This is a genomic window from Intestinimonas butyriciproducens (assembly GCF_004154955.1).
Classification (GTDB): Bacteria; Bacillota; Clostridia; order Oscillospirales; family Oscillospiraceae; genus Intestinimonas; species Intestinimonas butyriciproducens.
The window spans coordinates 2,173,724-2,198,165 of record NZ_CP011524.1 but is presented as its reverse complement, the minus strand read 5'-3'; the positions used below and the strand labels follow the sequence as shown (position 1 = coordinate 2,198,165).

25 protein-coding genes are annotated in these 24,442 nt (G+C 60.0%); 21 read left to right on the top strand and 4 right to left on the bottom strand.

The features are described 5' to 3' along the window. The first annotated feature begins 185 nt into the window (after positions 1-185). The 3 genes from SRB521_RS10970 to SRB521_RS16195 all read left to right on the top strand — a co-directional run bounded on the left by SRB521_RS10970 (position 186) and on the right by SRB521_RS16195 (position 3,713). A complete protein-coding gene (locus tag SRB521_RS10970; RefSeq protein WP_075703522.1) occupies positions 186-836 on the top strand; it encodes an alpha/beta fold hydrolase in 651 nt (216 codons plus the stop codon). A gap of 556 nt (positions 837-1,392) precedes the next feature. Continuing rightward, positions 1,393-2,232: a hypothetical protein gene (locus tag SRB521_RS10960; RefSeq protein ID WP_116721843.1), complete on the top strand. Its 840-nt coding sequence runs from the start codon at positions 1,393-1,395 to the stop codon at positions 2,230-2,232. A gap of 173 nt (positions 2,233-2,405) precedes the next feature. Then, positions 2,406-3,713 (top strand): stalk domain-containing protein, encoded by a 1,308-nt coding sequence (locus SRB521_RS16195; RefSeq protein WP_075703525.1) that lies wholly within the window; start codon positions 2,406-2,408, stop codon positions 3,711-3,713. Positions 3,714-3,871: 158 nt separating this feature from the next. Here the strand turns inward: SRB521_RS16195 and SRB521_RS10950 are convergent, their stop codons facing one another. From SRB521_RS10950 to SRB521_RS10935, 4 genes are all read right to left on the bottom strand, one after another. Then, positions 3,872-4,750, bottom strand: a complete 879-nt coding sequence (locus SRB521_RS10950; RefSeq protein ID WP_242976534.1) for a helix-turn-helix transcriptional regulator — start codon at positions 4,748-4,750, stop codon at positions 3,872-3,874. 130 nt (positions 4,751-4,880) lie between these two features. After that, on the bottom strand, positions 4,881-5,513 hold the full coding sequence (locus SRB521_RS10945) for a GNAT family N-acetyltransferase (protein WP_242976533.1): 633 nt from the start codon (positions 5,511-5,513) through the stop codon (positions 4,881-4,883). A 160-nt stretch (positions 5,514-5,673) separates the two neighbouring features. Then, positions 5,674-5,883 (bottom strand): hypothetical protein, encoded by a 210-nt coding sequence (locus tag SRB521_RS10940; protein ID WP_033116290.1) that lies wholly within the window; start codon positions 5,881-5,883, stop codon positions 5,674-5,676. A gap of 38 nt (positions 5,884-5,921) precedes the next feature. Then, a complete protein-coding gene (locus tag SRB521_RS10935; protein ID WP_227151369.1) occupies positions 5,922-7,106 on the bottom strand; it encodes a nucleoside recognition domain-containing protein in 1,185 nt (394 codons plus the stop codon). Between the two features lie 142 nt (positions 7,107-7,248). Between SRB521_RS10935 and SRB521_RS10930 the strand changes: the two genes are divergently transcribed. From SRB521_RS10930 to SRB521_RS10845, 18 genes are all read left to right on the top strand, one after another. Further along, positions 7,249-8,268, top strand: coding sequence for a DUF2804 domain-containing protein (locus SRB521_RS10930; protein ID WP_242976532.1), 1,020 nt, complete (start codon positions 7,249-7,251; stop codon positions 8,266-8,268). After that, positions 8,262-8,822: a M48 family metallopeptidase gene (locus tag SRB521_RS10925; RefSeq protein WP_058117292.1), complete on the top strand. Its 561-nt coding sequence runs from the start codon at positions 8,262-8,264 to the stop codon at positions 8,820-8,822. The genes SRB521_RS10930 and SRB521_RS10925 overlap by 7 nt, the downstream gene beginning before the upstream one ends. 93 nt (positions 8,823-8,915) lie before the next feature. Then, the gene (locus tag SRB521_RS10920; protein WP_033116245.1) at positions 8,916-9,344 is read left to right on the top strand and encodes a MarR family winged helix-turn-helix transcriptional regulator; all 429 of its coding nucleotides are present in this window, start codon (positions 8,916-8,918) and stop codon (positions 9,342-9,344) included. A gap of 16 nt (positions 9,345-9,360) precedes the next feature. Continuing rightward, complete coding sequence (locus SRB521_RS10915; protein WP_075703528.1) at positions 9,361-10,128, top strand: sulfite exporter TauE/SafE family protein; 768 nt, start codon at positions 9,361-9,363, stop codon at positions 10,126-10,128. A gap of 169 nt (positions 10,129-10,297) precedes the next feature. Beyond that, positions 10,298-10,579 (top strand): YabP/YqfC family sporulation protein, encoded by a 282-nt coding sequence (locus SRB521_RS10910; RefSeq protein ID WP_033116243.1) that lies wholly within the window; start codon positions 10,298-10,300, stop codon positions 10,577-10,579. 20 nt (positions 10,580-10,599) lie between these two features. Beyond that, positions 10,600-11,844, top strand: a complete 1,245-nt coding sequence (locus SRB521_RS10905; protein ID WP_075703529.1) for a sporulation protein YqfD — start codon at positions 10,600-10,602, stop codon at positions 11,842-11,844. Positions 11,845-11,871: 27 nt separating this feature from the next. Beyond that, positions 11,872-12,861 (top strand): PhoH family protein, encoded by a 990-nt coding sequence (locus SRB521_RS10900; RefSeq protein WP_075703530.1) that lies wholly within the window; start codon positions 11,872-11,874, stop codon positions 12,859-12,861. Next, positions 12,851-13,129 (top strand): GIY-YIG nuclease family protein, encoded by a 279-nt coding sequence (locus tag SRB521_RS10895; RefSeq protein WP_116721842.1) that lies wholly within the window; start codon positions 12,851-12,853, stop codon positions 13,127-13,129. Before SRB521_RS10900 ends, SRB521_RS10895 begins: the two co-directional genes overlap by 11 nt. A gap of 115 nt (positions 13,130-13,244) precedes the next feature. Next, positions 13,245-13,742: an rRNA maturation RNase YbeY gene (gene ybeY / locus SRB521_RS10890; RefSeq protein ID WP_116721841.1), complete on the top strand. Its 498-nt coding sequence runs from the start codon at positions 13,245-13,247 to the stop codon at positions 13,740-13,742. Positions 13,743-13,920: 178 nt separating this feature from the next. After that, on the top strand, positions 13,921-14,814 hold the full coding sequence (gene era, locus SRB521_RS10885) for a GTPase Era (protein ID WP_058117296.1): 894 nt from the start codon (positions 13,921-13,923) through the stop codon (positions 14,812-14,814). Positions 14,815-15,155: 341 nt separating this feature from the next. Then, positions 15,156-15,923, top strand: coding sequence for a DNA repair protein RecO (gene recO, locus SRB521_RS10880; protein WP_075703532.1), 768 nt, complete (start codon positions 15,156-15,158; stop codon positions 15,921-15,923). Continuing rightward, positions 15,920-16,786, top strand: coding sequence for a PhzF family phenazine biosynthesis protein (locus tag SRB521_RS10875; RefSeq protein WP_075703533.1), 867 nt, complete (start codon positions 15,920-15,922; stop codon positions 16,784-16,786). Before recO ends, SRB521_RS10875 begins: the two co-directional genes overlap by 4 nt. A gap of 70 nt (positions 16,787-16,856) precedes the next feature. Further along, on the top strand, positions 16,857-19,232 hold the full coding sequence (locus SRB521_RS10870; RefSeq protein WP_116721840.1) for an endonuclease MutS2: 2,376 nt from the start codon (positions 16,857-16,859) through the stop codon (positions 19,230-19,232). Between the two features lie 219 nt (positions 19,233-19,451). Then, on the top strand, positions 19,452-19,715 hold the full coding sequence (locus SRB521_RS10865) for an HPr family phosphocarrier protein (protein WP_033116234.1): 264 nt from the start codon (positions 19,452-19,454) through the stop codon (positions 19,713-19,715). 63 nt (positions 19,716-19,778) lie between these two features. Then, on the top strand, positions 19,779-20,579 hold the full coding sequence (locus SRB521_RS10860) for an EcsC family protein (protein WP_075703535.1): 801 nt from the start codon (positions 19,779-19,781) through the stop codon (positions 20,577-20,579). Then, positions 20,579-21,421 carry a VanW family protein gene (locus SRB521_RS10855; RefSeq protein WP_116721839.1) on the top strand — a complete coding sequence of 281 codons (843 nt, stop codon included), beginning with the start codon at positions 20,579-20,581 and terminating at the stop codon, positions 21,419-21,421. Before SRB521_RS10860 ends, SRB521_RS10855 begins: the two co-directional genes overlap by 1 nt. A gap of 15 nt (positions 21,422-21,436) precedes the next feature. After that, the gene (uvrC, locus tag SRB521_RS10850) at positions 21,437-23,269 is read left to right on the top strand and encodes an excinuclease ABC subunit UvrC (protein ID WP_116721838.1); all 1,833 of its coding nucleotides are present in this window, start codon (positions 21,437-21,439) and stop codon (positions 23,267-23,269) included. Then, positions 23,266-24,426: a transglutaminase domain-containing protein gene (locus tag SRB521_RS10845; protein WP_116721837.1), complete on the top strand. Its 1,161-nt coding sequence runs from the start codon at positions 23,266-23,268 to the stop codon at positions 24,424-24,426. Before uvrC ends, SRB521_RS10845 begins: the two co-directional genes overlap by 4 nt. Positions 24,427-24,442 lie beyond the last annotated feature (16 nt).

The window sequence follows — 24,442 nt, the reverse complement described above, 5'->3', positions numbered from 1 at the left end:
AATTACGGAAAATTGGCACTTGAAATAGAGTGTCTTTTCTATGCAGTGAAACATCATACTACTTCATTTCTGCTTGATTATCCTAAAACTTATTAGTCTATGGTTTGTCAAGGGCTTGTTGCGTGAGCAATGTTTAGCACCCTTTACAAATCATGGGATAATAAGTAGCTTACCAAAAATAAAATATAAAATTCAAAGGAGATACCTATGGCAACAGAAATTTTGTTCACGGCCCAGGACACAAAGCAACAAGTTGGAATAAAACAATTTCATATATGACAAACAACGAAGATATTGTATGTCCAAATCTATCCTCCATCCTTAAAGGAAAAGAGGCAAATTACGAAAATCTATATTCTCCATTTGTAAAATATTGCAACGAAATTGACGGACAAATTCATTTATGCGGTCTTTCATTAGGCGGTATTTTGGCGTTAAATTTTGCTTTGGATTTCCCGCAAAAAGTGAAAACATTAGTTTTAATCGGAACGCCACATAAAGTCCCGAAGGTAGCATTTAGTTTTCAAAATATAATTTTCAGATTTTTACCAAAATCTATTTTTGAAACTATGGCATTTGATAAAAAGGACACTTTTGCTTTAGGAAACACCATGAAGAACTTAGATTTCAGTAATAGGGTGAAAAATATTAAGTGCCCCACTCTAATCCTTTGCGGAAAGAAAGACAGCGCAAACATAAAATCAGCGCATTATTTGTCACAAAACATTAAAAGTGCAGAATTGAAAATTATTGAGGATACAGGCCATGTTGTAAATGAGGAAAATCCGGAAATTTTAGCAAATATACTAACAGAATATTATTCATTGAATGCTTAATTCACTTCATAGCTATAAGGATTTACAGAAAAATAGCAAAGCTGGCCCGCTCTCCTTTGCTAAAGGGCAATCAAGGCGGGAAAGCCCTAAAATGGCTTCCCGCCCATTTCAATTTTGAGAGAAGTAATCATTTGGATTGTTTAGAAAATCACACACAATATATTTGTGGTACTTGCGGGCGGTACATTTGTATTGAACATGACCCCCATCGTGGATTACAACGATGGAATTTCCCTTTTAAGTCGTTAGAAATTGCAAAGTTGTATTTGCGTACTGCTGATTATAGTATGAAAATGAGCGACCCTGCTTGAGAAAAAGGGTCCAAGGACAGAAGGGAGTCGTAAAAATGAAAGAGAACTTTATGGAGCGGCAGTCCGTGGAGCGTCTTCAGCATGATCCTTCACGGCTGAGCGGGGCGGGAGCCGCTTCCGATAAACCGCCGCACCTGAGAAGTTGGGCGCGGCGGCTCGCTTTTCTACGCGAAGCGTGATATACTGGGCCTTGCCTGGGGGATGGATGTGGCTGCACATACCGTCCCGGGGGAGGAGGAGAAAAAATGGGAGTCAGAGAGGACGGACGGCCGACGCTTGCATCCTGGCCCCGGCGCATTTATGACTGGCCGGAGCTGCCCGCCCGCTTTGGCCCCGCGCTGGACTCGTGGCGGATGCGGGGCCTGCCCCCGGAGCATGTGACCTATATCCCCAAACTGCACCAGCATGTGTCCGGTATGGAATACCTGACGGCATGGCTGGGGGAAGAGGTACTGCTCCTGTGCGATGACGGGGAGGGACACTTGGAGCGCACACTGATCCGGCGCGGAGAGGTGACGGAATTGACATATGGAGTGCGGCTCTTGGCGTGCAGTGCGGCGGTGGCGCTACGACAGGACCACGTCCAGAAACAGGTCGACTTCCGATATAACAAGACGAAGGAGGATGTACTCCTTCCGGTGCTGAATCTGCTGCTGGGGAATCCGCCAGACTTCCGGCCCAGACAGGCGCATCCCCCCACGGAGGCGCTGGAGCGGCTCCGAGAGGACAGCTTTGCCATGTACCACATGGCAAAGCTGTGCTACCGGTTTGGGGAAGAGATCCGGGACAGTCTGTGGCTCCGAGGCCGGAGCTATGGGGCTGCCCTGCGAAGAAGGCAGAAGCCGGAGTATTTTCTGGCAAAGATGGACCGCGGCGTGGTGGGACTCCGGATGGATTTTTACGGTGTGGAGGCGGTCTATTTGGCGTGGGACCGTCTGGCGGGGACTGAGATGCGGCGGGCGGGCCCAAGAGGGCGGGCCACGCTGGTGCTGGAGGCCGAATACGGGGCGGATTTTGCCGTGCCTCTTCTGCCGGAACAGCAGGAGCGGGCGGAGGCGTTTGCCGTCCGCCTGAGCGAAAGATAAACGAAGCGGGGAGGCGCTCCAGCGCCTCCCCGCTTCGTTTAGGATTCTGAAAAAATTTCTGTGTAGATGCGATAAAGCGAGCCTCCGCCGCGTTATTGGGGTGAAAGGGAAAGCAAACGACACCCCGAGGGGCGCCTATGGCGCCGATCAACATAGGAAAGGAAGGAAACCTGATGAAAAAGAATCTGAGAGTTCCCGTACTCGCCGCTGCGCTGGCAGGAGCCATGGTCCTGGGCGCGGGCGCCACCACTGTTGCAGAGCGCGTCAGCGCCGACCTGCGCCCCGATATTACGGTGACGGTGGACGGCAAAGATCAGACCCTGCTGGACAAGAATGGCGATGTTGTCTACCCAATCACCTATGAGGGCACCACCTATCTCCCCATCCGGGCGCTGGGCAACGTAATGGACCTGGATGTGGAGTGGAATGGAAAAACGCAGACCATCAGCCTCTATACCCGGACCGATACCAAGCCGGAGGATCTCACGCTGGAGAAGCTTACTGTGCGGGCAGAGGAGGCGGAGCAGGCGGTCAACGACCTGAAGGCGGCCTCCACCTATGCCGGCCGCCGCGACCAGTATGATCTCCACAGCGATACCATCGAAGACATTCGGGAGGACCTCTACGAGTTTGCCCAGCTCGTCAACCGGCAGTACCGGGACGGCGAGATGGAAACGGCGGATTTCAACGTCCTCACCACCAAGATCGACAAGCTGGACAACCGTCTGAAGGATGCTCTGGAGGACCTCCGCGTCAAGACCATCGACAATGAATCCGGCAAGCTGACCGTGTACGAAGAGCATGAACAGATCGTGGATGAGCTGGAAAGCCGGATGAAGGAGATAGAAGCCGACATCAAGGCCATTCGGCCCGCCGGCACGTATGCCAAGCGCCTGGAGCAGTACAATGCGGTTGCCGGGGACCTCCATCTCGTGAGCAGGGACGTGAGTACGGAGTACCGAAATCTTGGCACGGATCGGAAGGAGGACCGGCTGAGCAGCAAAGAGTATACCGCGTTCAACGACAAGCTCGACGCGCTGGATAACCGTGTAAAGAGCGCCTGGGGCAACCTTGCCGACAAGACCGTGGGATATGACGAGTCCGACGCCCAGTCCGGAGTCTCCGGTGGGGCGACCTACGACGGCTATGTCTCCGAAATCAGCGGCTTGGACGACCGGGCGGATGAGCTGGTACAGGAGGTCCGGAACTTCAAAACTGCCGACGGCGCGCAGGCATGGAAAACGCTTGAGAAGAAAATAGAGACGCTGGAAGATGAGCTGGAGCGGCTGGAGGATAAGATCGAGCGATCCTACCGCGACGGTAAGCTGACGACCACGGAATTCCGCGCCCTGGATCGTCTTTTGGATCAGACGGATGATAAGATTGATGATCTGGACGACCGATACGACGATTGGTACGACGACCACGATGATGACCGGGACGATGATTGGGATGACGACCACGACGATTGGGACGACTGAACGGCAGAAAAAATGGAAGGAGCCCGGCCTGAAAAGGCCGGGCTCCCGGCTTGTTGGGAAGCAGACAATGCGCTAGGCTGGGTCATGCACTTCGAGTACCCTCGCGGAAATAAGTAGAAATAGACCCGGAACGTATCAGTCCGGCAAATTGGGACTCATCAAAGAGAACGAATTGCCTTCAATTCAATATATCCACGCTCACCGCGAGGTTCCAGCTGAATGCGTGGATTGGAATCATCCCAAACATAACCGATTGTAGACGGGTCATATTTTTTCATAGAATTCTGTACGGTCTCAATTGCATTGCAATAATCCTCTTCCTTGAACGGCTCCCCCTGAAACATCAGATATTTTGCAGCAGGCAACTTAATGATATCAAATCCTTCAGGGATAACACTATCATAGTTAATCGCTGTCTCAACACCCTGTACATATTCGGAGGTGCCTTTTTCCCGGTACTTTTCTGGCAGCCACAGGCAAACAGGCTCACCGCAAAGGGACTTCATGCTTGTCAGGATCCCCCACACGTCACAGCCGACCTCCTGGCAATAGCTCCAGTATTCATTGCCTTTTTCTCCGCGTTTAATGATGACTTTACGCTCAGGTTTTTCAATCACCTGAATAAAAATATTGGCAATATTTGCCATAACTTTATTCTCCTTCCATAAACTTCTGAATTTAACGCCATAAGGAGTGAAAAGTGAAAGCGGAATCGGTGATTTTGCGTATTCGTGTGGATTACATCCGAATTCGTTATAAAATGCCCGTTGGTATCCGTCTACACTGTCATAGCCGATGTTATAGGCCACATCAACCACCTTGCGCTTATCATCTCGCAGACGCAATGCGGAACGCGACAGCCGAAGCCGCCTGATGTAATCCGCCGGTGAAAGTCCTGTCAGCTCCTTGAATATTCGAGCGCAATAAAAAGGAGAAAACAATGCCGCATTGGACAGATCGCATAATGTGATTTTTTCCGTCAAATGAGCGTCGATATAGTCTTGCATTCGCTGTACAGCCAAAATTTTTTCCGTCACTTGTATCACCTCCTGACGGTAAATATTATCGCAGAAGGAAAACGGAAATTCTCGACTTTTCTTGCTGCCTTACAACTTCACATTTATCGGCTATCGGTGCAGCAGACAGAGCACTGCACTCTGACTGCATTTATAAGACAAGTTCGTATAATAGATAATCTGTCCAGCCGGTGTCTTCGTAAAACATTTGCGTGGTCCTGCGATGCTCGAACCCCATGCTTTCGTACAACTTCAGCGCAGGCACATTGCCGTTTAGCACATCCAACCGGATTGCGCGTTGATGGCGCTCACCCGCGATTCGGATGACTTCCTTCACCATATGCTTTGCAACCCCTTTCCCCTGAAAAGCCGGGAGGACCCCAAGGGCATGAACGATCAATACCTGATGCTTATCCGCATCAACCTTCCATGCTGTACCGGAATATCCCTCGTTGGTTTCGTGGTTAAGGACCATAGCCGCGGCATAATTTCCGTCGCACTTCAGCATATAAAGCGCCCTGTTCCTGAGGGATTCCCGCAAAAATATATCGGAGGGATATACGCCCTTCTCCCAGCCGGGGAGATATGAGCCGCCCTGCATCTGTTCGATGAGTTTCCAGTAAAATGCCTTCACTTCTGTGAAGTCTTTCTCGCTCATGATTAACACACGGTTCATTTCTTCCCCTCCAAACCAGAAGCGCCTTATCTTCTCGGTGCGGCCAAGGCCTGTTGGCGCGCTGCGAATATGCCCCGGCGCCGGGTCCCCTTTCTCTCCGCCTTGCATCTTAATCGTCCTGGCAGAGCGATTGCAAGGCGGAAGCAATTGCTGGGGCATTCTCCCGGATTACGGGAGCGGTAAAAAGAAGCTGGGAGGCGAAAGCGGCTTTCCATCAAAGAAAAGAGGAGCCCGGCCTAAAAAGGACAGGGCTCCCCTTCTGTTACAATTACAATACAAAATCCTCGTCCTTCAGCCGGGAAAAGTCCGGGGCGGCGGGGCGGGGGGGGACCCGCTTGAGCGGGTCATATTTGAAAGCACGGCAGTGGAAGCCCGCCGGAACCACCCCCTTTTTGATGCACATGACGCTCTCTTCGTCCAGAGGAGCGCAGCGCTGGCAGTAAGCACAGCGGGGGTCCATCTTTTTCTCAAACAGCATGGCGGCCACTCCCATCTTCAAGCTCTCTATCTATGCCATTATACTACAGCATGTTTCCTTTTTCTACTGGTTTTTCTCACCGCCGCCGCAGCGGCCCCGAAGAAGAGGAGCCACATGACCCAGGCGGCCGTTGTGGAGATGGTAAGGGCGGTGGAAAAGTCGATGCCGGCGATCCCCTCCACCTGTTCAGCCAAATAGGCGGCCACTGGTTCCTTCAGGGGGAAGAGTCGTACCAGCAGGGCGGTGAAGAGGGCGGCGAGTCCGCCGTGGAGGAATTTTCCGGCGATATAAGTTCTGACGGAAAGCCCGCTGCCGCCGAGGAAGGAGAGAACCTGGCAGTGGACGGAGAGCCCGGCCCAGCCCAGCATGAAGGCCGCCATGGACATGCGCCCCGCCATGCCACCCGCGCCGGAGAGGGTCCAGACGCCGGAGGAGAGTTCGATGGCCCCGGTGAGGAGCCGCTCGGCCCATTCCTGGGTAAAACCCAGTGGGGAGAGCAGGACGCCCAGCAGCCGGGCGAGCGCCGGGAGGGCCCCGGAGAGAAAGAGCAGACGGATGACCACGGTAAAAAAGACCACAAAGGCACAGATATTCAAGGTGGAGAGGAAGGAGTTCTTCACCGCTCCGGTGAAGGCGGTGGTAAACCGCTCCGCCTCGAACTTGGGGGACACCCTGGCCTCGCGGCCTTTTTTACCCCGCCTGTAAAATCGGAAAAACAGCCCCACACAGATGGATGCGGCGGCGTGCGCCAGGTAGAGGAGGACGCCCACCCGGCTGCTGGCGAATACGCCCGCCCCCACTACGCCCAGAATAAAGGCCGGGCCGGAGTTGTTGCAGAAGGAAAGGAGGCGCTCAGCCTCGGTCTTGGTGCACATCCCCTTCTGGTAGAGGCTCAGGGCCGTCCGGGCCCCTACGGGGTAGCCGCCCACAAAGCCCAGGACAAAGGCGGAGGCGCAGGCCCCCGGGACGTTGAAGAGCGGACGCATGAATCCCTCCAGCGCGCGGCCGATGTAACCGGCCAGACCAAGATCCACCACTAAGGCGGAGAGAACGAAAAAGGGAAAGAGGGAGGGGATGATCACATTATAGCAGAGCATGAGCCCCTCACGGGCGGCGGACATAGAGTCCTGGGGGTAGAGCATGAGGGACAGCGTGGCGCACAGCAGGGCCAGCCCCAGAAAAAGATCCCGGACGCCCTGCCGGGAGAGCAGCTTGGACAGCAAAAGGACCACCTCCGTCTGGAAAATCTATGCGGAGGAGGGAATGTCCTATGCAAAAAAGCCGGTGGGTGGTATAATGGGACCCGATCAAAAGGGGGCCTCCTGTGGAGCGCGCCCCTTCGGCGCGGAACAAGGAGGAGGCTCCATGCAGCATGAGATCACGCATGCCATTCCACTGCTGGATGAGCGGGGAAATCTGACCGAACCGGGCTGGGCCAGACGGCTGCTGCCCGTCTATGACCGGGCCCGGGTGAAGGGCGGCCCAACCGGGTGCAGGGAGTGGGACGATTATCTGGTGATGGGCCCCGGCTTTGCCCTGGCCCTCACCATTGCAGATCACTTTTATCTGGGGTTGGATTCTATCTCCCTGCTGGATTTCCGGGAGGGCTGGCAGATGACCAGGTGTCCCAGGCGGCCCTTCCCTATGGGGCGCACCGGGCTTCCGGAGACCTCCGAGCGGGGAAATGCGGCGGTATCCGGGCGGGGATACGGCATCCTTTTCCACAACGACGGCCTGAACCGTACGCTGACTGCCCACATGGACGCCTTCCGGGAAGGGGCGGCCCTGGACGCCCACATCGTGCTTCGGGACGAACCGGAGGAGTCTATGGTGCTCTCCGTGCCCTTTGACAGGCCGGGGCAGTTCTATTTCAGCCAGAAGATTCATGGCATGCGGGCGGATGGAACGGTGCAGCTGGGCACGCGGCGCTACGACTTTCACTTGGGGGACTCCTTCGGTATCCTGGATTGGGGGCGGGGGGTATGGACCTGCCGTGACACCTGGCACCGGGTTTCAGCGGCCGGGCTGCTGGGAGGCGCCCCCTTCGGCTTTCACCTGGGGCGCGGCCTGGGGGACGCCTGCACAGCGACGGAAAACATATTGTTCTATCAGGGGAGAGGACACAAGCTCTCCCGGGTAGATTTCAGGATCCCGCAGCGGGGCGGCAGGGACGACTTCAGATCACCGTGGGTCCTCGCCAGTGACGACGGGCGGTTTGAGGCGGTTTTTCGCCCCATGCCGGCCCGCGCAGGCGCCGAGGTGGTCCGGCCGGACCATCACCAGGTGTTCGGCGTCTTTGCCGGTGCCGCCGTGCTGGACGGCGGAGAACGGCTGGAATTCCGAGACCTGATGGGGGTGGCAGAAAAGGTGGAGAACAAGTGGTAGAGGAGCTGCGCACGGTGAGTACGCCGCAAGGAATGATCCAGTACCTGCTTGCGGTGAAAAAGGTCAAGAATATGAATCTGCGGGTGCGGCCCGACGGTTCGGTGCATGTGTCGGTCAGCCGGCGGGTCCCTAAGACTGCCGCGGACGACTTCGTGCGCAGCCGCGCCAATTGGATCGCGGCGCGGCTGGCGGAACGCGCTGCGGGGCCCGGCCCCCTGGCGCCGCCGGACCGGGAAGCGGCGCTGCCTGTGCTGCGGGCCTCGCTGGAGCGTATGTGGCCGCTGGTGGAGCCTCTGGGGGTGAAAAAGCCGGAGCTGAAAGCCAGATTCATGACCAGCCGCTGGGGGAGCTGCCACTGGACTCGGGGAATCATCGTGCTGAACACGGCCTTAACGGTCGTACCACAGGAGCTCCTGGATTATGTAACACTCCATGAGCTGGTCCATTTCCTCCACCCCAATCATGGCGCGGGCTTCTATGCCGCGATGGACCGGCTCCTTCCGGAGTGGCGGGTGCGGCGGAGCGCGCTGCGGAGCTATACGCTGGCGCGGTAGCGGCGGTGGGCGACCCGCGGTTTTCGGCTTGACAAATGGCCAAAGAGGACTATACTTATATATAGTTCTATTTAGAACAAAGGAGGTGAGCCGATGTACCTTTCCGATCTGTGGGACCTGCGCTCTCTGACCAAGCGGCTGTATGGACAGCGGATTCAGCCGGTGTGTGAAGCGTACGGCCTGACCCGTATGGAGATGGATATTCTGCTGTTTTTGGCCAACAATCCGGCGTTCGACACGGCCAGGGATATTGTAGAGCGCAAACAGTTCACAAAATCCCATGTGTCGGCGTCGGTGGCGGAGCTGGAACGGCGCGGTTATCTGCGGGGCGAGTTCCGGGAGGGGAACCGAAAAACGGTACACCTGGCCCTCTGTCCGGGGGCGGAACCGGCGGTACGCGCGGGACAGGCGGCCCAGAGGGAGGTTCTTACAGCCATGTTCATGGGATTCACGGAAGAGGAACGGATGCGCATGGGGCAGACCATAAGTCGGATCGTCTCCAATATTCGCACGGCGCTCTGAGCCGGAGGGAAAAAGGATGCTGTACCAATTTTTCATCTGTTTTGTGGCGGGGATCGGGGCCGGATTGGGCACCGGTTTTGCAGGCATGAGCGCAGCGGCGGTGATCAGCCCCATGCTGATCACCTTCCTGGATGTCCCTGCTTACAGCGCCGTGGGCATCGCGCTGGCCAGCGATGTTCTGGCCAGTGCGGTCAGTGCTTATACCTATGGCAGAAATCAGAATCTGGATGTAAAAAACGGTGTCATCATGATGGCCACAGTACTGTGCTTCACCCTGGTGGGAAGCTGGATCTCCAGCCTGGTGCCCGGCACCGCCATGGGTGGGTTTTCCGTCTTTATGACGCTGCTTCTGGGGATCAAGTTCATCGTGCGTCCCGTTATGACCACCAGGGAGAAGATGGGGACGGTCAGTGGGGGAAAGCGGGCAGTCCAGTCCATTCTGTGCGGGATGCTGGTCGGCTTCATCTGCGGCTTTGTAGGGGCGGGCGGAGGTATGATGATGCTGCTGATCCTCACCAGCGTGCTGGGCTATGAGCTCAAAACGGCTGTGGGGACCAGTGTGTTTATCATGACCTTTACGGCATTGACTGGCGCGGTGAGCCACTTTGCCATCGGCGGTGCGCCCGACCCCGGGGTGCTGCTGTTTTGCGTGCTCTCCACCCTGCTTTGGGCGCGGATCGCCGCCAAATTTGCCAACCGGGCGGCCCCCGCTGTGCTCAACCGGGCCACCGGCGTGGTGCTGACCGTGTTGGGCGCTTCTATCCTGGCGGTCAATTATTTGTAAGAGTTGAGGGATTCCGAGGGCGGCCGGGGACATTCCTGCCTCTCCTGCGAATCAAACGTGCGGTTGCTTTTTCGGCCACAGTAGGTCGGAAAAGCAGCCGCATTTTTGTGCCGGACAGGCAAGGCGGCGCGGTCCCCTTCATACACATAGCAGGACAGGAGGGCTCGCCATGGAGAAAAAAGGACGCAAAGAGGGACTTCTGGAAAAAACGGCGGAGGTCTTCGATCTGCCCGGCGATGTGGTGGCAGGGCTTCCGCGGGTGGAGCTGCTGGGGGACCATCAGCTTCGGATGGAAAACCACAAGGGGATCCTGGCTTACGGCACTGAGGAGATCCATATCAGCGGCGGAAAGCTTATTGTGAAGGTGCGCGGCGCCCATCTGGAGCTCCGGGCGATGAACGCGGTAGAGCTGCTGATCACGGGAGATATCGTCGGGGTGGACCTGGCGTAACGGAACACGGAGGGAAGCGTATGCAGGCCATCATCAATTTTTTGCGGGGCAGCGTTCTTTTTACGGTGACAGGCGCTTTTCCCGAGCGGTTTTTGAACCTCTGCGCCCAGCGCGGAGTAGGATTTTGGGATCTGGAGTGGCTGGACGAGCACAGTTTGCGGCTACGGGTGGCCCGGGGGGATGCCAAACGGGTGGGCGAGCTGGCGGAAAAGGTCATGTGCGAGGCGTCGGCCCAGCGCAGGGCCGGGATTCCCTTCTTCCTGGCCGGGTTTCGCAGGCGGTACGCCCTTCTGCTGGGTCTGGCGCTCTCGGTTGCAGCGGTGTGCGTCCTCTCCCGGTTTATCCTCACCATCGAGGTATCCGGAAACGAGAAAGTACCCACCGCCGCCATCCTGACGGAACTCTCCCGGCAGGGGGTGCGGGTGGGGGCCTACGGTCCCGGCCTGGATGTGAGGCGGATCAGCCAGGAGGCGCTGATCCGCCTGGAGGACCTGGCTTGGATGTCGGTAAACCTCCACGGTACAAGGGCGGAGGTGTTGGTACGAGAAAAGCTGCCCACGCCGGAGCTCCGGGATGAGACCACCCCTGCCCATGTGATCTCGGCCGCCACCGGCATCATCACACATATGGAGGTGCTGGAGGGACAGCCCTCCTTCCAGGAGGGGGATACCGTGCTGGAAGGCGAGGTGTTGATCAGCGGCGTGGTGGACCTGAAGGAGCCCAAGTATGCCACCGTGGATGCCGGGCAGCGCCTGGTCCATGCCAGAGGCAACATCTACGCCCGGACATGGCGGACCCTGGAGGCCGAGATCCCGCTGGAGGCCAAGGTGAAAGCATACACGGGAGAGAAAGAAACCGGCTGGTCTCTGATCCTCCTGGGCCACAGCGTGAATTTTTTCGGAAAGACTGGCATTCCCATGGATGGGTATGATAAAATAAGCACGACCCGCGTATTCACGCTTCCGGGAGGACGGGTGATGCCCCTGGCCCTGCGGAAGACGGAATACCGCGCCTATGAGACGGTCCCTGCGGCTCTGGACCCGGATGCGGTCCAGGCCATGCTGGAGGAACAGCTTGCGGACCGGCTGGAAAAGTTGGTGGGAGAGGACGGTGAGGTCGTCCAGGTGAGCTTTGCCGCCCGGGAGGCAGAGGGGATCCTGACCGTTACGGCGAAGGCGGAGTGCCGGGAACAGATCGGCCGGGAGGTCACCTTCGAGGGAACGGTGGGCGAGACCACGCCGGCCCAGCCGCTGCCTGCGGGATAGAAGCGTAAAAATAAGGAGCGACAAAATTTGATCGAACAGACCGTCAGTATGGAGCGCGTCGAGGAGGCCGTCAACATTTTCGGCTCCTTTGACGAGAACATCAAGATCATTGAGCATGAACTCTCGGTCTCGGTGGTGAACCGGGACGGAAGCCTGAAGATCGCCGGCGAGAACGGGGAGAACGTCATCTATGGCGTTAAAGCCATCGAGGGGCTATTGGAGCTGTCCGGCCGCGGCGAACCCATCAACGAGCAGAATGTCCGCTATGTCCTCCAACTGGTCAAATCCGGCCAAGAGGACAAGATTGGCGAGGTGGCCCGGGATGTACTGTGCGTCACGGCAAAGGGAAAGCCCATCAAGGCCAAGACGCTGGGGCAGAAGCGGTATGTGGACGCCATCAAAAAGAGCACCGTGACCCTGGGGATCGGCCCGGCGGGCACGGGCAAGACCTATCTGGCGGTGGCCGCCGCTGTTGCGGCCTTCCGGGCGGGCCAGGTCAACCGCATCATCCTCACCCGGCCCGCCGTGGAGGCGGGGGAGCGGCTGGGCTTCCTACCCGGCGACCTGCAAAGCAAGGTGGACCCCTACCTGCGGCCCCTCTACGACGCACTTTTCGACATGCTGGGGACCGAGACCTACAATAAATATCTGGAGCGGGGCAATATCGAGGTGGCCCCCCTGGCCTATATGCGGGGCCGCACGCTGGACGACTCCTTCATCATTCTGGACGAGGCCCAGAACACCTCGCGGGAACAGATGAAAATGTTTCTTACCCGCCTGGGCTTCGGGTCCAAGATCGTCATTACCGGTGATGTGACCCAGATCGACCTGCCTGCCGACAAGGTGTCCGGCCTCAGGGAGGCCATGCGGGTGCTCAACGGAGTGGAGGATATCGCCATCTGCCGCCTCAGCGGGGCCGATGTGGTCCGGCATGTGATCGTCCAGAGGATCATCAAGGCCTATGAGGAGGATGAGCACCGGCGGAAATCGGCGGAGGGGAAGCGGGATGGACGGTGAGGCCGCCCCACGGGAGAAACGCTATTGGGTCTACATCCTCCGCTGTGCCGACGGCACGCTCTACACCGGGATTACCAACGATGTGCCCCGCCGCTTGGCGGCCCACAACAGCGGGCGGGGCGCAAAATATACCCGGGGCCGCGGCCCGGTGGAGCTGGTCTACCGGGAGGCGTGCGGGGAAAAATCGGCCGCCCTCCGGCGGGAGGCGGCCGTCAAGCGCCTGTCCAGGGAGGAAAAGCTGCGGCTGATGGGGGAAGTGTGCCAGTGAGCGGGGCGGGATGAGGCCGATCATCCCGCCCCGATTCTTGTATGGAGGACTGGTAAAAAGACGGGAAACCGTGTATAATCATAGGCAAGCCCGGAGAAAAGAGGAGTGGAGTGCCATGGACAACGAAATCATCATCGAATCCGAACTGGAGGAGGACACGGCCGTCTGGGAAACGCTGCTGCGGCGGGTCATCCCGGCCGCTCTGGCGGCTGAGGGCGTGGGCGTGCCCTGCGAGGTGGACGTGCTCCTCACCAACGACGAGGGCATTCACCGGATCAATCTGGAGCAGAGGGATGTGGACAGGGCCACCGATGTGCTGAGCTTTCCTATGTTCGAATATGCTCCCGGCCGCCCGCCGGAGGATGCCGCCGACGCCGACCCCGAGACCGGCCTGATCCCTCTGGGGGACATGGTGATCTCACTGGAGCGGGCTCGCGCCCAGGGAGAGGAGTACGGCCACGGGACCGAGCGGGAGGTGGCCTATCTGGCCGTTCACTCCGTGCTCCATCTGCTGGGGTACGACCACATGGACGACGGCCCCGAGAAGGCCCGGATGCGGGAGCGGGAGGAGGCCATCCTGGGCGCTCTGGGCATATCCCGGAGGCAGATGTGATGAGGACCGGCCCGGCGCGTCCCATACCCGGCGGGAACTCCAATTCTATCCGGGAAACTTTGCGAAGCTGGATGGGGAGCTGTGAGGGGGCGGCGGGCACCGGCGCAGCTTGGAGCCTTACACTGTAAATAGCGGAAATCAGCTCAAACCGCACAAAGAAAGTTGAGGATCATCTGAAATGAATCTTACGAAATCCGGCATGATCTCCATTGTGGGCCGCCCCAATGTGGGAAAGTCCACCCTGACCAACGCCCTGGTGGGCGAAAAGATCGCCATCGTCACCAACAAGCCCCAGACCACGCGCAACCGCATCTGCGCGGTTCTCAACCGGGGCGAGTGCCAGTATGTCTTCATGGACACCCCCGGCCTCCACAAGGCCCGGACCCGTCTGGGAGAATATATGGTGGGCGTGGTGAAGGAGAGCGTGGCAGATGTGGACGCCGTCATGCTGCTGATAGAACCCATCCCCCATGTGGGCGGCCCGGAGGCGGAGCTCATCGCCCGCATCCGGGCGCTGGGCGTACCCGTCGTGCTGGTCATCAACAAAATCGACACGGTGAAAAAGGAGGAGCTCCTTACCGTCATGCAGGTCTATCAGGCCGAGTGCGACTTTCAGGCCATTGTGCCAATCTCAGCCAAAAACGGAGACGGGGTCGAAGAGTTGTTGAATGTGCTCGCCGCGTTCCTGCCCGAGGGGCCGCAGCTCTTCCCCGACGACATGATCACGGACCAGCCTGAGCGGCAGGTGTGCGCCGAGATCATCCGGGAAAAGCTGCTGCTGTGCTTGGACAAGGAGATCCCGCACGGCACCGCGGTGGAGCTGTCCAAGTTTTCCGAGCGGGAGAACGGTATCATCGACATCGACGCTACCATCTACTGCGAAAAGGCCAGCCATAAGGGTATCATCATCGGGAAAAACGGGGCTATGCTGAAGAAGATATCCACCCTGGCCCGCAAGGACATTGAGGCGTTTATGGGCGCCAAGGTGTTTTTGGAGACATGGGTCAAGGTCAAGGAAAACTGGCGCGACAATCTCAATTTTATCCGCGATGTGGGGTATCGGGACGAGTAAGGCGCGGATACGGAAGGGCGCAGACCGTACAGGATACGGAGGACGGGCCGGCGACCGGCACCAAAATAAGTCCGAAAATTTACCGCTGATAACAGAGCGGGAAACAGGCAACCTAATGGAGAAGGGGGCCTGTCAAAATGAACTGCGAAGCACTTTGGGAGCTCTTCCTCGCCACCGGTCTGCCGGAGGCCTACGCGCTTTACCGCCTGCTCAGGGAGGAGGAAGCGCGCGAGATCAAAACCGCCTGAACCCCCGCTGCAGGCTGATTGTCCGGCGGGGCTTGCGGCCCGACCGATGTTCTACCAAGGGCGCTTACGCGCCCATACATAAAGGGTGACGGGATGCACATTGTGACCCAGGGACTGGTCCTGCGGGAGACCAACTACAAGGAAGCCGACAAGATATTGACCGTCCTCACCCGGGAAGGGGGCAAGCGCACGGTGAAGGCCCGGGGCTGTCGGCGGAGAAACAGCCCGCTGGCGGCCTCGGCACAGCTGCTGGTCTGGTCGGATATGACGCTTTTTGAGTACCGGGACTATATTTCCCTCAACGAGGCGGAGGTACTGGAGCTCTTTTGGGGGGTCCGCAGGGATGTGGAGAAGCTGGCCCTGTGCTCCTACTTTGCCGAGGTGGCCGAGGCAGTGGCCGAGGAGGGACGGCCGGATCAGGCGCTGCTGTCCCTGCTGCTCAACTCCATATATGCCCTGGACAGGCTGAACAAGCCTCCGGCGCTGGTAAAAGCCGCCTTTGAGCTCCGGCTTTTGTGCGTGGCGGGATACGAACCGCTGCTGGACGTCTGCGCGCTCTGCGGCGAGGAGGCGCCGGCGCAGCCGCGGCTGGATCTGGGCGAGGGGGTGCTCTGCTGCGCCGCCTGCGGTGAAAGGGGGAGCGCCTCCCGGCCTCTGGACGCCGTCAGCCTGGCCGCCATGCGCCATGTGGTCTATGGAGATCCGAAGCGCCTTTTTTCCTTTTCGATGAATGGGGAGAGTATGGCGCTGATGGCCCGGGCCTGCGAGGATTTTCTTCTCACGCAGTTGGACCGGGGTTTCCGCACCCTGGACTTTTATAAACAGCTCGATATGGGCGAAAAAGGAAGGTGGCCGTCATGAAACTATATGTTGTGGACGCATTTACGACCCGGAAGTTTTCCGGCAATCAGGCGGGAGTGGCGCTGCTGGGCCGGGATGAGGACTACCCGGACGACGGCTTTATGCAGACTCTGGCGGCGGAGCTCAAGCACTCCGAGACCGCCTTTGTCAAGCGCCTGGGGCCGGAGTCCTTCCGCCTGCGCTATTTCACTCCCGAGGGAGAGGTGGACCTGTGCGGGCACGCCACCATTGCGGCGTTTACCGTGCTGCGGGAGGAGGGAAACCTGGCCCCAGGCACCTATGGCGCCTCTACGCTGGCGGGTGAGCTGAGCATTGAGGTCTCCCGCACCGCGGTGTGGATGGATATGGCCCCTCCGGTGGAGGGGAGGACCTTTAGTGAGGAAGAGGCCAGGGAGCTGTATGCCGCCTATGGACTGAGCCTGGATGATATGCCGGCGGATATGGTGCCCAGAGCCGTGAGCACGGGGCTGTGCGACATCCTGCTGCCGGTGAGCACCAGGGAGGCCCTGGAGGCGGCGGTACAGAACGAGGCGGCGGTGACGGAGCTCTCCCGGCGCTACCAGGTGGTGGGCATCCACATGTTCTGGCCGTCCCTGGAGCGGGGGGAGACCGCCCATTGCCGGAATTTTGCCCCCCTCTACGCGATCCCGGAGGAGGCGGCCACAGGCACCTCCAACGGCGCCCTGACCTATTACCTCTACCGCCAGGGGAAGCTCCGCCCTGGAGACGAGAGCCGCTTCCTGCAGGGGGAGCATATGGGCAAACCCTCGGAGATCCTGAGCCGGCTGGAGGAGGGCGACGGAAGCGTCAAGATCCGTGTCGGGGGCCGGGCGGTGCTCACCTTGGGGCTGGAGCTGCTGTAAGGGCCTCCCACAGGCGGAGAAACCGATATGGAAAATCAATGGAAGGCAAAACCTGCAAAGAGGTAACTACATGACCGATCTGTTTGAAAAATCCATCCAGACTCTGGAACTGCCCAGGGTGCTGGAGCTGTTGGCCGGGCAGGCCCAGACGGAGGAGGGGAAGGATCGCTGCCGCGCCCTGCGCCCGCTGACCGATGCCGACGATGTGCGCCGCCGCCTGGAGGAGACCTCCGCCGCGCTGGGGATGATTGTCCTACGGGGGAGCCCCTCACTGTCCGGCGTCCGCCCTGTGGGAGCGTCCCTCCAGCGGGCCGATATGGGAGGGGCGCTGAACACCAAGGAACTGCTGGACATCGCCGCGCTCCTGCGCTGCGCCCGGGCCGCCAGGGAATACGCCTCCGGGGAGGGCAGCGCCAAAACCTGCATCGACCATCTCTTCGCCTCCCTGGTGCCGAACCGTTTTCTGGAGGAAAAGATCAGCGGAGCCATCCTCTCGGAGGAGGAGATCGCCGACGCGGCCAGCCCCGAACTGGCCGATATCCGCCGCCATATCCGGGCCTGTTCCTCCAAGGTGCGGGATATCCTGCAAAAGCTCATCTCCTCCTCTCAGTCCAAATATCTGCAGGAGTCCATCATCACCATGCGTTCCGGGCGGTATGTGGTGCCGGTGCGGTCGGAGTGCAAGAACGAGATCCCCGGCCTGGTCCATGACGTGTCCGGCTCCGGCGGGACCTTTTTCATTGAGCCCATGGGCGTGGTCAAGACCAACAATGAGCTCCGGGAGCTCCAGGCCAGGGAGGAGAAGGAGATCGAACGCATCCTGCGGGAACTCTCCGCCGAGTGCGCCGCCCACAGGGAGGACATCGCCCAGAATTACGATCTGCTGGTGCTCCTCGACGGCATCTTTGCCCGGGCCCGGCTCTCCAGCCGGCTCCACTGCTCCGCGCCCAGGCTGGCGGCCAGGGGGATCGATCTGAAAAAAGCCCGGCATCCCCTACTGCCGCCCGACAAAGCGGTGGCCAACGACCTGCGCCTGGGCGGGGACTTCGACACGCTTGTAATCACCGGGCCCAACACCGGCGGAAAGACCGTGACGCTGAAGACCATGGGTCTGCTCATCCTCATGGCCCAGTGTGGCCTGCACATCCCTGTGGGGGACGACAGCAGCATTGTGATCTTTGACCACGTGCTGGCCGACATCGGCGATGAGCAGTCCATTGCACAGAACCTGTCCACCTTCTCCTCTCACATGACCAACATCGTGGGGATCCTGGAGGCGTGCGGGCCGGGTTCCCTCATCCTTTTTGACGAGTTGGGGGCGGGCACCGATCCGGTGGAGGGTGCCGCTCTGGCAGCAGCCGTCATTGAGTCCGCCCGGAAGCGGGGCGCTCTGGTGTGCGCCACCACCCACTATGCCGAGCTCAAGGTCTATGCCATGACCACGCCGGGGGTGGAAAACGCCTCCTGCGAGTTCGACGTGGAGACCCTGGCTCCCACCTACCGCCTCCTCATCGGGATACCCGGCAAGTCCAACGCCTTTGCCATCTCCAAGCGGCTGGGGCTACCGCAGAGCATCATCGATCAGGCCGCAGCCCGGATCGACGCAGAGAATGTCCGCTTTGAGGATGTGCTCACACAGCTGGACCGCCAGCGGCAGGAGATGGAGCGGGAGAAAGAAGAGGCGCGAAAGCTGCGCCGGGAGATGGAGGACGCTGCAAAAACCGCCAGGGAGTACCGCCAGCGCCTGGAGATGGAGCGGGACAAAGCGGTGCAGAAGGCCCAGGCGGAGGCCAGAGCGATCCTGGACGAGGCCAGGCGGACGGCGGATCAGGTCTTTGCCGAGCTCAACGATATGCGCAGACGCCAGGAGAAGGAGGCCAGCTGGCAGGAGCAGAACGACCGCAGGGCGGGGCTCCGCCGGCGGCTCAACGAAGCGGAGGACGCCTTGGGCGGGCACGAGGAACTGCCCGTCCCGCCTCCCACCCGGCCGGCCAAGGTAGGGGACACGGTGGAGCTGGTAAAGATGGGCACCCGCGCCACGGTTTTGGCGGTCAATAAGGACGGCGGACTCCAGCTTCAGGCCGGCATCCTGAAGATCACGGCGAAGCGGGAGGAGGTCCGCGTGGTGGAGGACGCGGGGGATGGGAAAAAGCAGGCTGCCCACATCGCCCAGAGGGCGGAACACAAGTTACGCGCGCTGGGGGCCTCCCCCGAGGTGGACCTGCGGGGCATGATGACCGACGAAGCCCTGCTGGTGCTGGACCGTTTTCTGGACAGCGCCGTTATGGGGCGGCTGGAGACCGTCACGGTGATCCACGGAAAGGGAACCGGGGCGGTCCGGAAGGCGGTCCGGGACCACCTGAAACGGAGCAGATATGTCAAGTCCTTCCGCCCCGGCCGCTATGGCGAGGGCGAGGACGGCGTGACGGTGGTGGAGCTGAAATAGGGTGCCGACGGGGGCCGGGGAGACCGTCCGTACGAAAACGGGGCGGGGAAAAGGCCGGACGGATCGGACGATTTGTCAACTTTCCCAGCATCCCGCGGATTTAGGCCTTGATTTTCTCACGCCTGAGTCCGTGAATTTGTGCAAAATGTCATTGACGGGTGAGACTAAATTTGGTATGCTAGATACGCAAACAATGCTTTGCTTGAGGGGGGAACACAATTGTATATCAAAGAGGCTGTCGTGAACAATCAGGTTGGTCTCCATGCTAGGCCTGCTACATTCTTTATCCAGAAGGCCAACGAGTTCAAGAGCTCCATCTGGGTGGAGAAGGACGAGCGCAGGGTGAATGCCAAGAGCCTGCTGGGTGTCCTCTCTCTGGGCATCGTCAAGGGGACCGCCATCAATCTGATCGCGGACGGGCCCGACGAGAAGGAAGCCGTCGAGGCGCTCATCGAGCTGATCTCCAGCAACTTCTCGGAGTAAGGTTTTCGCCACAGGAAAAGCGCCGCATTGCGGCGCTTTTTTTAATATTTGGGTCGTGACGGTATGAGCAGTTTACGCAATCCATATAACCGGCAGCTGGACCGCATCCGCCGCCGAGAGGACCGCCTGTTCCGGGAGAGCAGAGGGGGCTCCGCCCTCAAGACGGGCCTGAGGGAAAAGATCGAATCCAAGATACCGGAAAAGCTGATGGAGACCATGGACGCCGCCTTTTATACGGCATTTCAGGTCATTTTCAAGCGAGGGACCGGGCTGCTGGGTAAGACCATTCCGGAAAAAAGGCTGCGGGCAGACCGGTACATCAAGGAGTATTATCTGGGAAAGGACCCGGACGCCCGGAGCGTGCGCGCCTTCCACAAGAGCGCGGTCCTGAGTGGCGCGGCTACCACCGCTATGGCCACGGCGGAGGGCTGTGCGCTGGGGCTGGCGGGAATGGGCCTGCCCGATATCCCCATCCTGATGTCCATTCTGCTGCGGGCGGTCTACCAGACCGCCGTCCGCTACGGGTTTGCCTATGATACGCCCCAGGAGCGGTACTATATCCTGCTGCTCCTCAGCGCGGCGCTCACCAAAGGGCTGGAACGCGCCGCCTTTAGCCGCCGGGCGGATGACTTCGGGCGGTCTGTGGACCACGGAGAGGGACCGTGGTTCGACCTGGACACCCAGATGCGAGAAACCTCCAAAGCCCTCTCCAACGCCATGCTGGTGGTAAAATTCATCCAGGGGACCGCCATCGTGGGGGTGGTGGGAGGCGCGTGCAACTTCTCGGCCAGCCGGAAGGTCACAGAAGTGGCCAATCTGAAGTATCAGAAGCGTTTTTTGGAGAAAAAGAGGAGGGGACTGTGATGCGGGAAGGGATGACGCCGGTGCCGGTCCGGCGCAGAGTGCTGCGGCTGTGGCTGGGGACCCGGTATTTTCGTGCCCGCCGATGGGTCTGGTGGCGGCTGGGCGGCGTGTCCTTTGCCCGCCGGCGTACGGATCCCCCGTGTCCCTATCGGTGCGCGGCCCACGCCACCCCGCTGATGCGCAGGTTCAAGGATGTGGACATGTGGATGCAGGAGAACAAGGTGAAAAACCTGCGTCTGGCCGTGGCGCGGCTGGATGGAATGACGCTCCTTCCCGGTGAGACCCTCTCCTACTGGCGAAGCATCGGGAACCCAAGCCGCCGAAAGGGCTATGTGGAGGGGATGCTGCTGCGCAACGGTCAGGTGGTGCCCGGGGTGGGGGGCGGGCTGTGCCAGTGTTCCAATCTCCTCTACTGGATGACCCTACATACCCCCCTTACGATCACGGAGCGGCACCGGCACGGGTACGATGTGTTCCCGGACGCGGACCGGACCCAGCCCTTTGGAAGCGGGGCAACCTGTTTTTATAATTATCTGGACCTGATGATTCGAAACGACACGCCCCATGTGTGGCGGCTGTCGCTCCGGGTCATGGACGCCGAGCTGGTGGGAGCGTGGCAGTGCAGCGCGCCCCAGGCGTTCCGGTATGAGGTCTATGAGAAGGAGCACCGTTTTCAGGGAGAGTACTGGGGCGGATACACCCGCCATAATGTGCTCTTCCGCAGAGTGTTCGATATGGAAGGGGTCCCGGTAGGGGAGGAGTTGGTGTGTGAAAACCACGCCATAATGATGTACTCTCCCATGCTCTCGGAGCGGAAGCAGGCGGCGCGGCCGCAAGAATAAGGTGGTGCGTTCTCGTTGACCTTTGAGGAACTGAAAGAAAAGGCCCATGGCCTTCCGCTGAAGCCCGGCGTATATATCATGCAGGACGCCAAAAACGAGGTCATCTACGTCGGCAAGGCTAAGGCGCTGAAAAACCGGGTGTCGCAATACTTTGCGGACCTGGCCTCCCACACGGAGAAGACCCGTGCCATGGTCTCGCAGATCGATCACTTCGACGTGATCATCGCCGACAGCGAATTTGAGGCGCTGGTGCTGGAGTGCTCCCTGATCAAGCGGCATCAGCCCAAATACAACATACTGCTCAAGGACGACAAAGGCTATCCTTATATCCGTCTCACCGTGCAGGAAGCATATCCCCGCTTTTCCCTGGCCAATAAGGTGGCGGAAGACGGTGCGCGGTATTTCGGGCCCTATGGGAGCCGCGGCGCCAGCCAAGCCATCATAGACGCCCTCAGGGCGGCCCTGCGCCTCCCCGTGTGCGGGAAACGGTTCCCGCGGGACATCGGAAAGGAACGACCCTGCCTCTATTACCGCATGGGGCAGTGCGACGGCTACTGCCGGAAAGAGATGGACCAGAGCCGTTACCGGGAGAACATCGATCAGGCGGTCCGGCTGCTGGAGGGGAAATACGATGAGGTACTCTCCGATCTGAGCGCGGAAATGGAGCGCGCCGCGGAGGAACTGCGGTTTGAGAAGGCGGCGGAGCTCCGAGACCGGATGCGGGCCATCGAACTGTTGGGCAAGCGGCAGAAGGTGGTGGCGGGCTCCCTCTCGGATACCGATGTGGTGGGGTTCCACCGGGGAGAGGCCAAAAGCTGCTTTGTGGTGCTCCACTATGCGGATGGGGACCTGGCCGCCAAGGATATGGACCTCATTGAGACCCCGGTGGAAGAGGCGCGGGAGGACACCGTCTCGGCCCTGATAAAGCAGTATTATGGCAGCCGGGGGAGCCTCCCCAGGCAGATCCTGCTTCCCTGCGAGATCGAGGACGAGGTGCCGGTGATGCGGATGCTTTCAGAGGCGTGCGGGCACCGGGTGAGTCTGATGACCCCCCAGAGAGGGGCCAAGATGGATCTCATCCGCCTGGCCAACAAGAACGCCGTGGAAGAGGTGGAGCGGGCCACCAGTCGGGAGGAGCGGGCGTCCAAGCTGATGGAGGCCCTGGGAAGGATGCTGGGCCTTCCCCGGGCGCCCAGGCGCATCGAGGCCTATGATATCTCCAACACGGGGGACACCAATATTGTGGCCTCCATGACGGTCTTTGTGGACGGGCGTCCCCTGAAGCGGGACTACCGGCATTTCAAGCTCCGGGATATGGAGCACGCCGACGACTACGGGTCCATGGAGCAGGTGCTCACCCGGCGCTTCCGGCGGTACCTGGATGGGGACGAAAAATTCGACGCTCTCCCCGACCTTCTTTTCATCGACGGCGGTGAGAACCACGCCAGGGTGGCCCTGCGGGTCCTGGAGGAGAACCAGCTCTCCATTCCCGTGTTTGGCATGGTGAAGGACGACCGGCACCGGACCCGTGCGCTGGTGGACCCGGCGGGCGGGGAGATCGGTATCCAGCAGATCCCGGCGGTGTTCGCCCTGGTGGGGCGCATCCAGGAGGAGACCCACCGTTTTGCCATTGAATTTCAGCGCCTCCAGCAATCCAAGCAGGTCCGGGGCTCCGTGCTGGACAGGATCCCCGGCGTGGGGGAAAAGCGCCGGACGGAACTCCTCAGGCATTTCAAGAGCGTCAAGGCGATCCGGTCGGCCTCTTTGACGGAGCTGGAAGCCGCGGTGCCGAAACACACAGCCCGCGCCGTATACGATTATTTCCGCCTTCCGGGGGAGATCCCATGAGAAGGATGGATATGCTGCTGCTGGGCCTGCTGCTGGGCGCCTGCGGCGGCGCGGGGGAGCCGGTGGACGCTCCCACCCCGGAGCAGATTGCCCGGGCCATCTGTGACAGCCAGGGGGAGGCGCTTTCCTTGACGAGCCTGGAGGCCGCGGAGCGGGGCGACTACTTGGCTGAACACTATGATCTGGAGGGTGTCTGGGAGGACGCGGCGGTCTACACCGCTTCCGGGGCGGATGTCCGGGAGATCGCGGTGGTGCTGATGGAGGAGGAGGACGACGCCAACGGACTGAAGGCACGGATGGAGGACTACCTCATAGAGAGGCAGGGGGACTTCTTCGGCTATTTCCCCGACCAGGCGAAGCTGCTGGATGAGGGCAGAGCGCTGGTGAAGGGGCGGTACGCGGCGCTGATCGTCTGCGAGGATATGCCGGCGGCGGAGGCGGCTTTCTACGGATGTCTGGAAGGCGGGGGCGCCGCACCAGCGTCCGGCCCTCCGGCGGAGAACGATGGGGATGCCGGGTTCAAGCCGCCCAACGAGACGGATATGACCCTATATGACACCGAGGCCATCCGCCGGGCCTGGGAGAGCGGAGATGCCGCCGGACTTTCGGAACGGGACGCGGACATCCTGGCCCGGTGCCGCGAGGTGCTGGACGAATGTGTTTCCGACGGCATGAGCGATTTTCAGAAGGAGCTGGCCATACATGACTGGCTGGTAGAGTGGGGAGAATACGACCAGACGGTCTATGATGATCCGGACCACGCCGGACGGGAGGGGAACCGGGACCCCTATGGGATGCTGGTGGGCGGTTATGGGATCTGCCTGGGTTACGCCACCACCTTCCAGCTCCTGATGGACCTGGCTGGCGTGGAGTGCATCACCGTGGTGGGGGCCTCCTTCCAGTCCACCTCGGACCACGCCTGGAACATGGTGAGGCTGGACGGGGAGTGGTACTGCGTGGACCCTACCTGGGATGACCCCTCGGGCGGGGCGGCATGGGCCTCTCCGTCCGCCGTGGCCCGGCGGACCCACCGCTATTTCAATGTGACCAGCCGGGCGATGCGGGAGAGCGACCACCAGTGGGACGAGACGTCGGTGCCGGAGGCCACTGCGGAGGCATACCGATGGGACGGTGTGTCCAAACTGCCCGGGACCTGAAGGAGCCCGGGGCAAG

Excerpts from the sequence above, each read along its gene's own strand:
- SRB521_RS10960 (WP_116721843.1), top strand. The coding sequence starts at position 1,393 with ATGGGAGTCAGAGAGGACGGACGGCCGACGCTTGCATCCTGGCCCCGG.
- SRB521_RS16195 (WP_075703525.1), top strand. The coding sequence starts at position 2,406 with ATGAAAAAGAATCTGAGAGTTCCCGTACTCGCCGCTGCGCTGGCAGGA.
- SRB521_RS10945 (WP_242976533.1), bottom strand. The coding sequence starts at position 5,513 with ATGCAAGGCGGAGAGAAAGGGGACCCGGCGCCGGGGCATATTCGCAGC.
- SRB521_RS10940 (WP_033116290.1), bottom strand. The coding sequence starts at position 5,883 with ATGCTGTTTGAGAAAAAGATGGACCCCCGCTGTGCTTACTGCCAGCGC.
- SRB521_RS10930 (WP_242976532.1), top strand. The coding sequence starts at position 7,249 with ATGCAGCATGAGATCACGCATGCCATTCCACTGCTGGATGAGCGGGGA.
- SRB521_RS10920 (WP_033116245.1), top strand. The coding sequence starts at position 8,916 with ATGTACCTTTCCGATCTGTGGGACCTGCGCTCTCTGACCAAGCGGCTG.
- SRB521_RS10915 (WP_075703528.1), top strand. The coding sequence starts at position 9,361 with ATGCTGTACCAATTTTTCATCTGTTTTGTGGCGGGGATCGGGGCCGGA.
- SRB521_RS10910 (WP_033116243.1), top strand. The coding sequence starts at position 10,298 with ATGGAGAAAAAAGGACGCAAAGAGGGACTTCTGGAAAAAACGGCGGAG.
- SRB521_RS10905 (WP_075703529.1), top strand. The coding sequence starts at position 10,600 with ATGCAGGCCATCATCAATTTTTTGCGGGGCAGCGTTCTTTTTACGGTG.
- SRB521_RS10895 (WP_116721842.1), top strand. The coding sequence starts at position 12,851 with ATGGACGGTGAGGCCGCCCCACGGGAGAAACGCTATTGGGTCTACATC.
- ybeY (WP_116721841.1), top strand. The coding sequence starts at position 13,245 with ATGGACAACGAAATCATCATCGAATCCGAACTGGAGGAGGACACGGCC.
- era (WP_058117296.1), top strand. The coding sequence starts at position 13,921 with ATGAATCTTACGAAATCCGGCATGATCTCCATTGTGGGCCGCCCCAAT.
- recO (WP_075703532.1), top strand. The coding sequence starts at position 15,156 with ATGCACATTGTGACCCAGGGACTGGTCCTGCGGGAGACCAACTACAAG.
- SRB521_RS10875 (WP_075703533.1), top strand. The coding sequence starts at position 15,920 with ATGAAACTATATGTTGTGGACGCATTTACGACCCGGAAGTTTTCCGGC.
- SRB521_RS10870 (WP_116721840.1), top strand. The coding sequence starts at position 16,857 with ATGACCGATCTGTTTGAAAAATCCATCCAGACTCTGGAACTGCCCAGG.
- SRB521_RS10860 (WP_075703535.1), top strand. The coding sequence starts at position 19,779 with ATGAGCAGTTTACGCAATCCATATAACCGGCAGCTGGACCGCATCCGC.
- SRB521_RS10855 (WP_116721839.1), top strand. The coding sequence starts at position 20,579 with ATGCGGGAAGGGATGACGCCGGTGCCGGTCCGGCGCAGAGTGCTGCGG.
- SRB521_RS10845 (WP_116721837.1), top strand. The coding sequence starts at position 23,266 with ATGAGAAGGATGGATATGCTGCTGCTGGGCCTGCTGCTGGGCGCCTGC.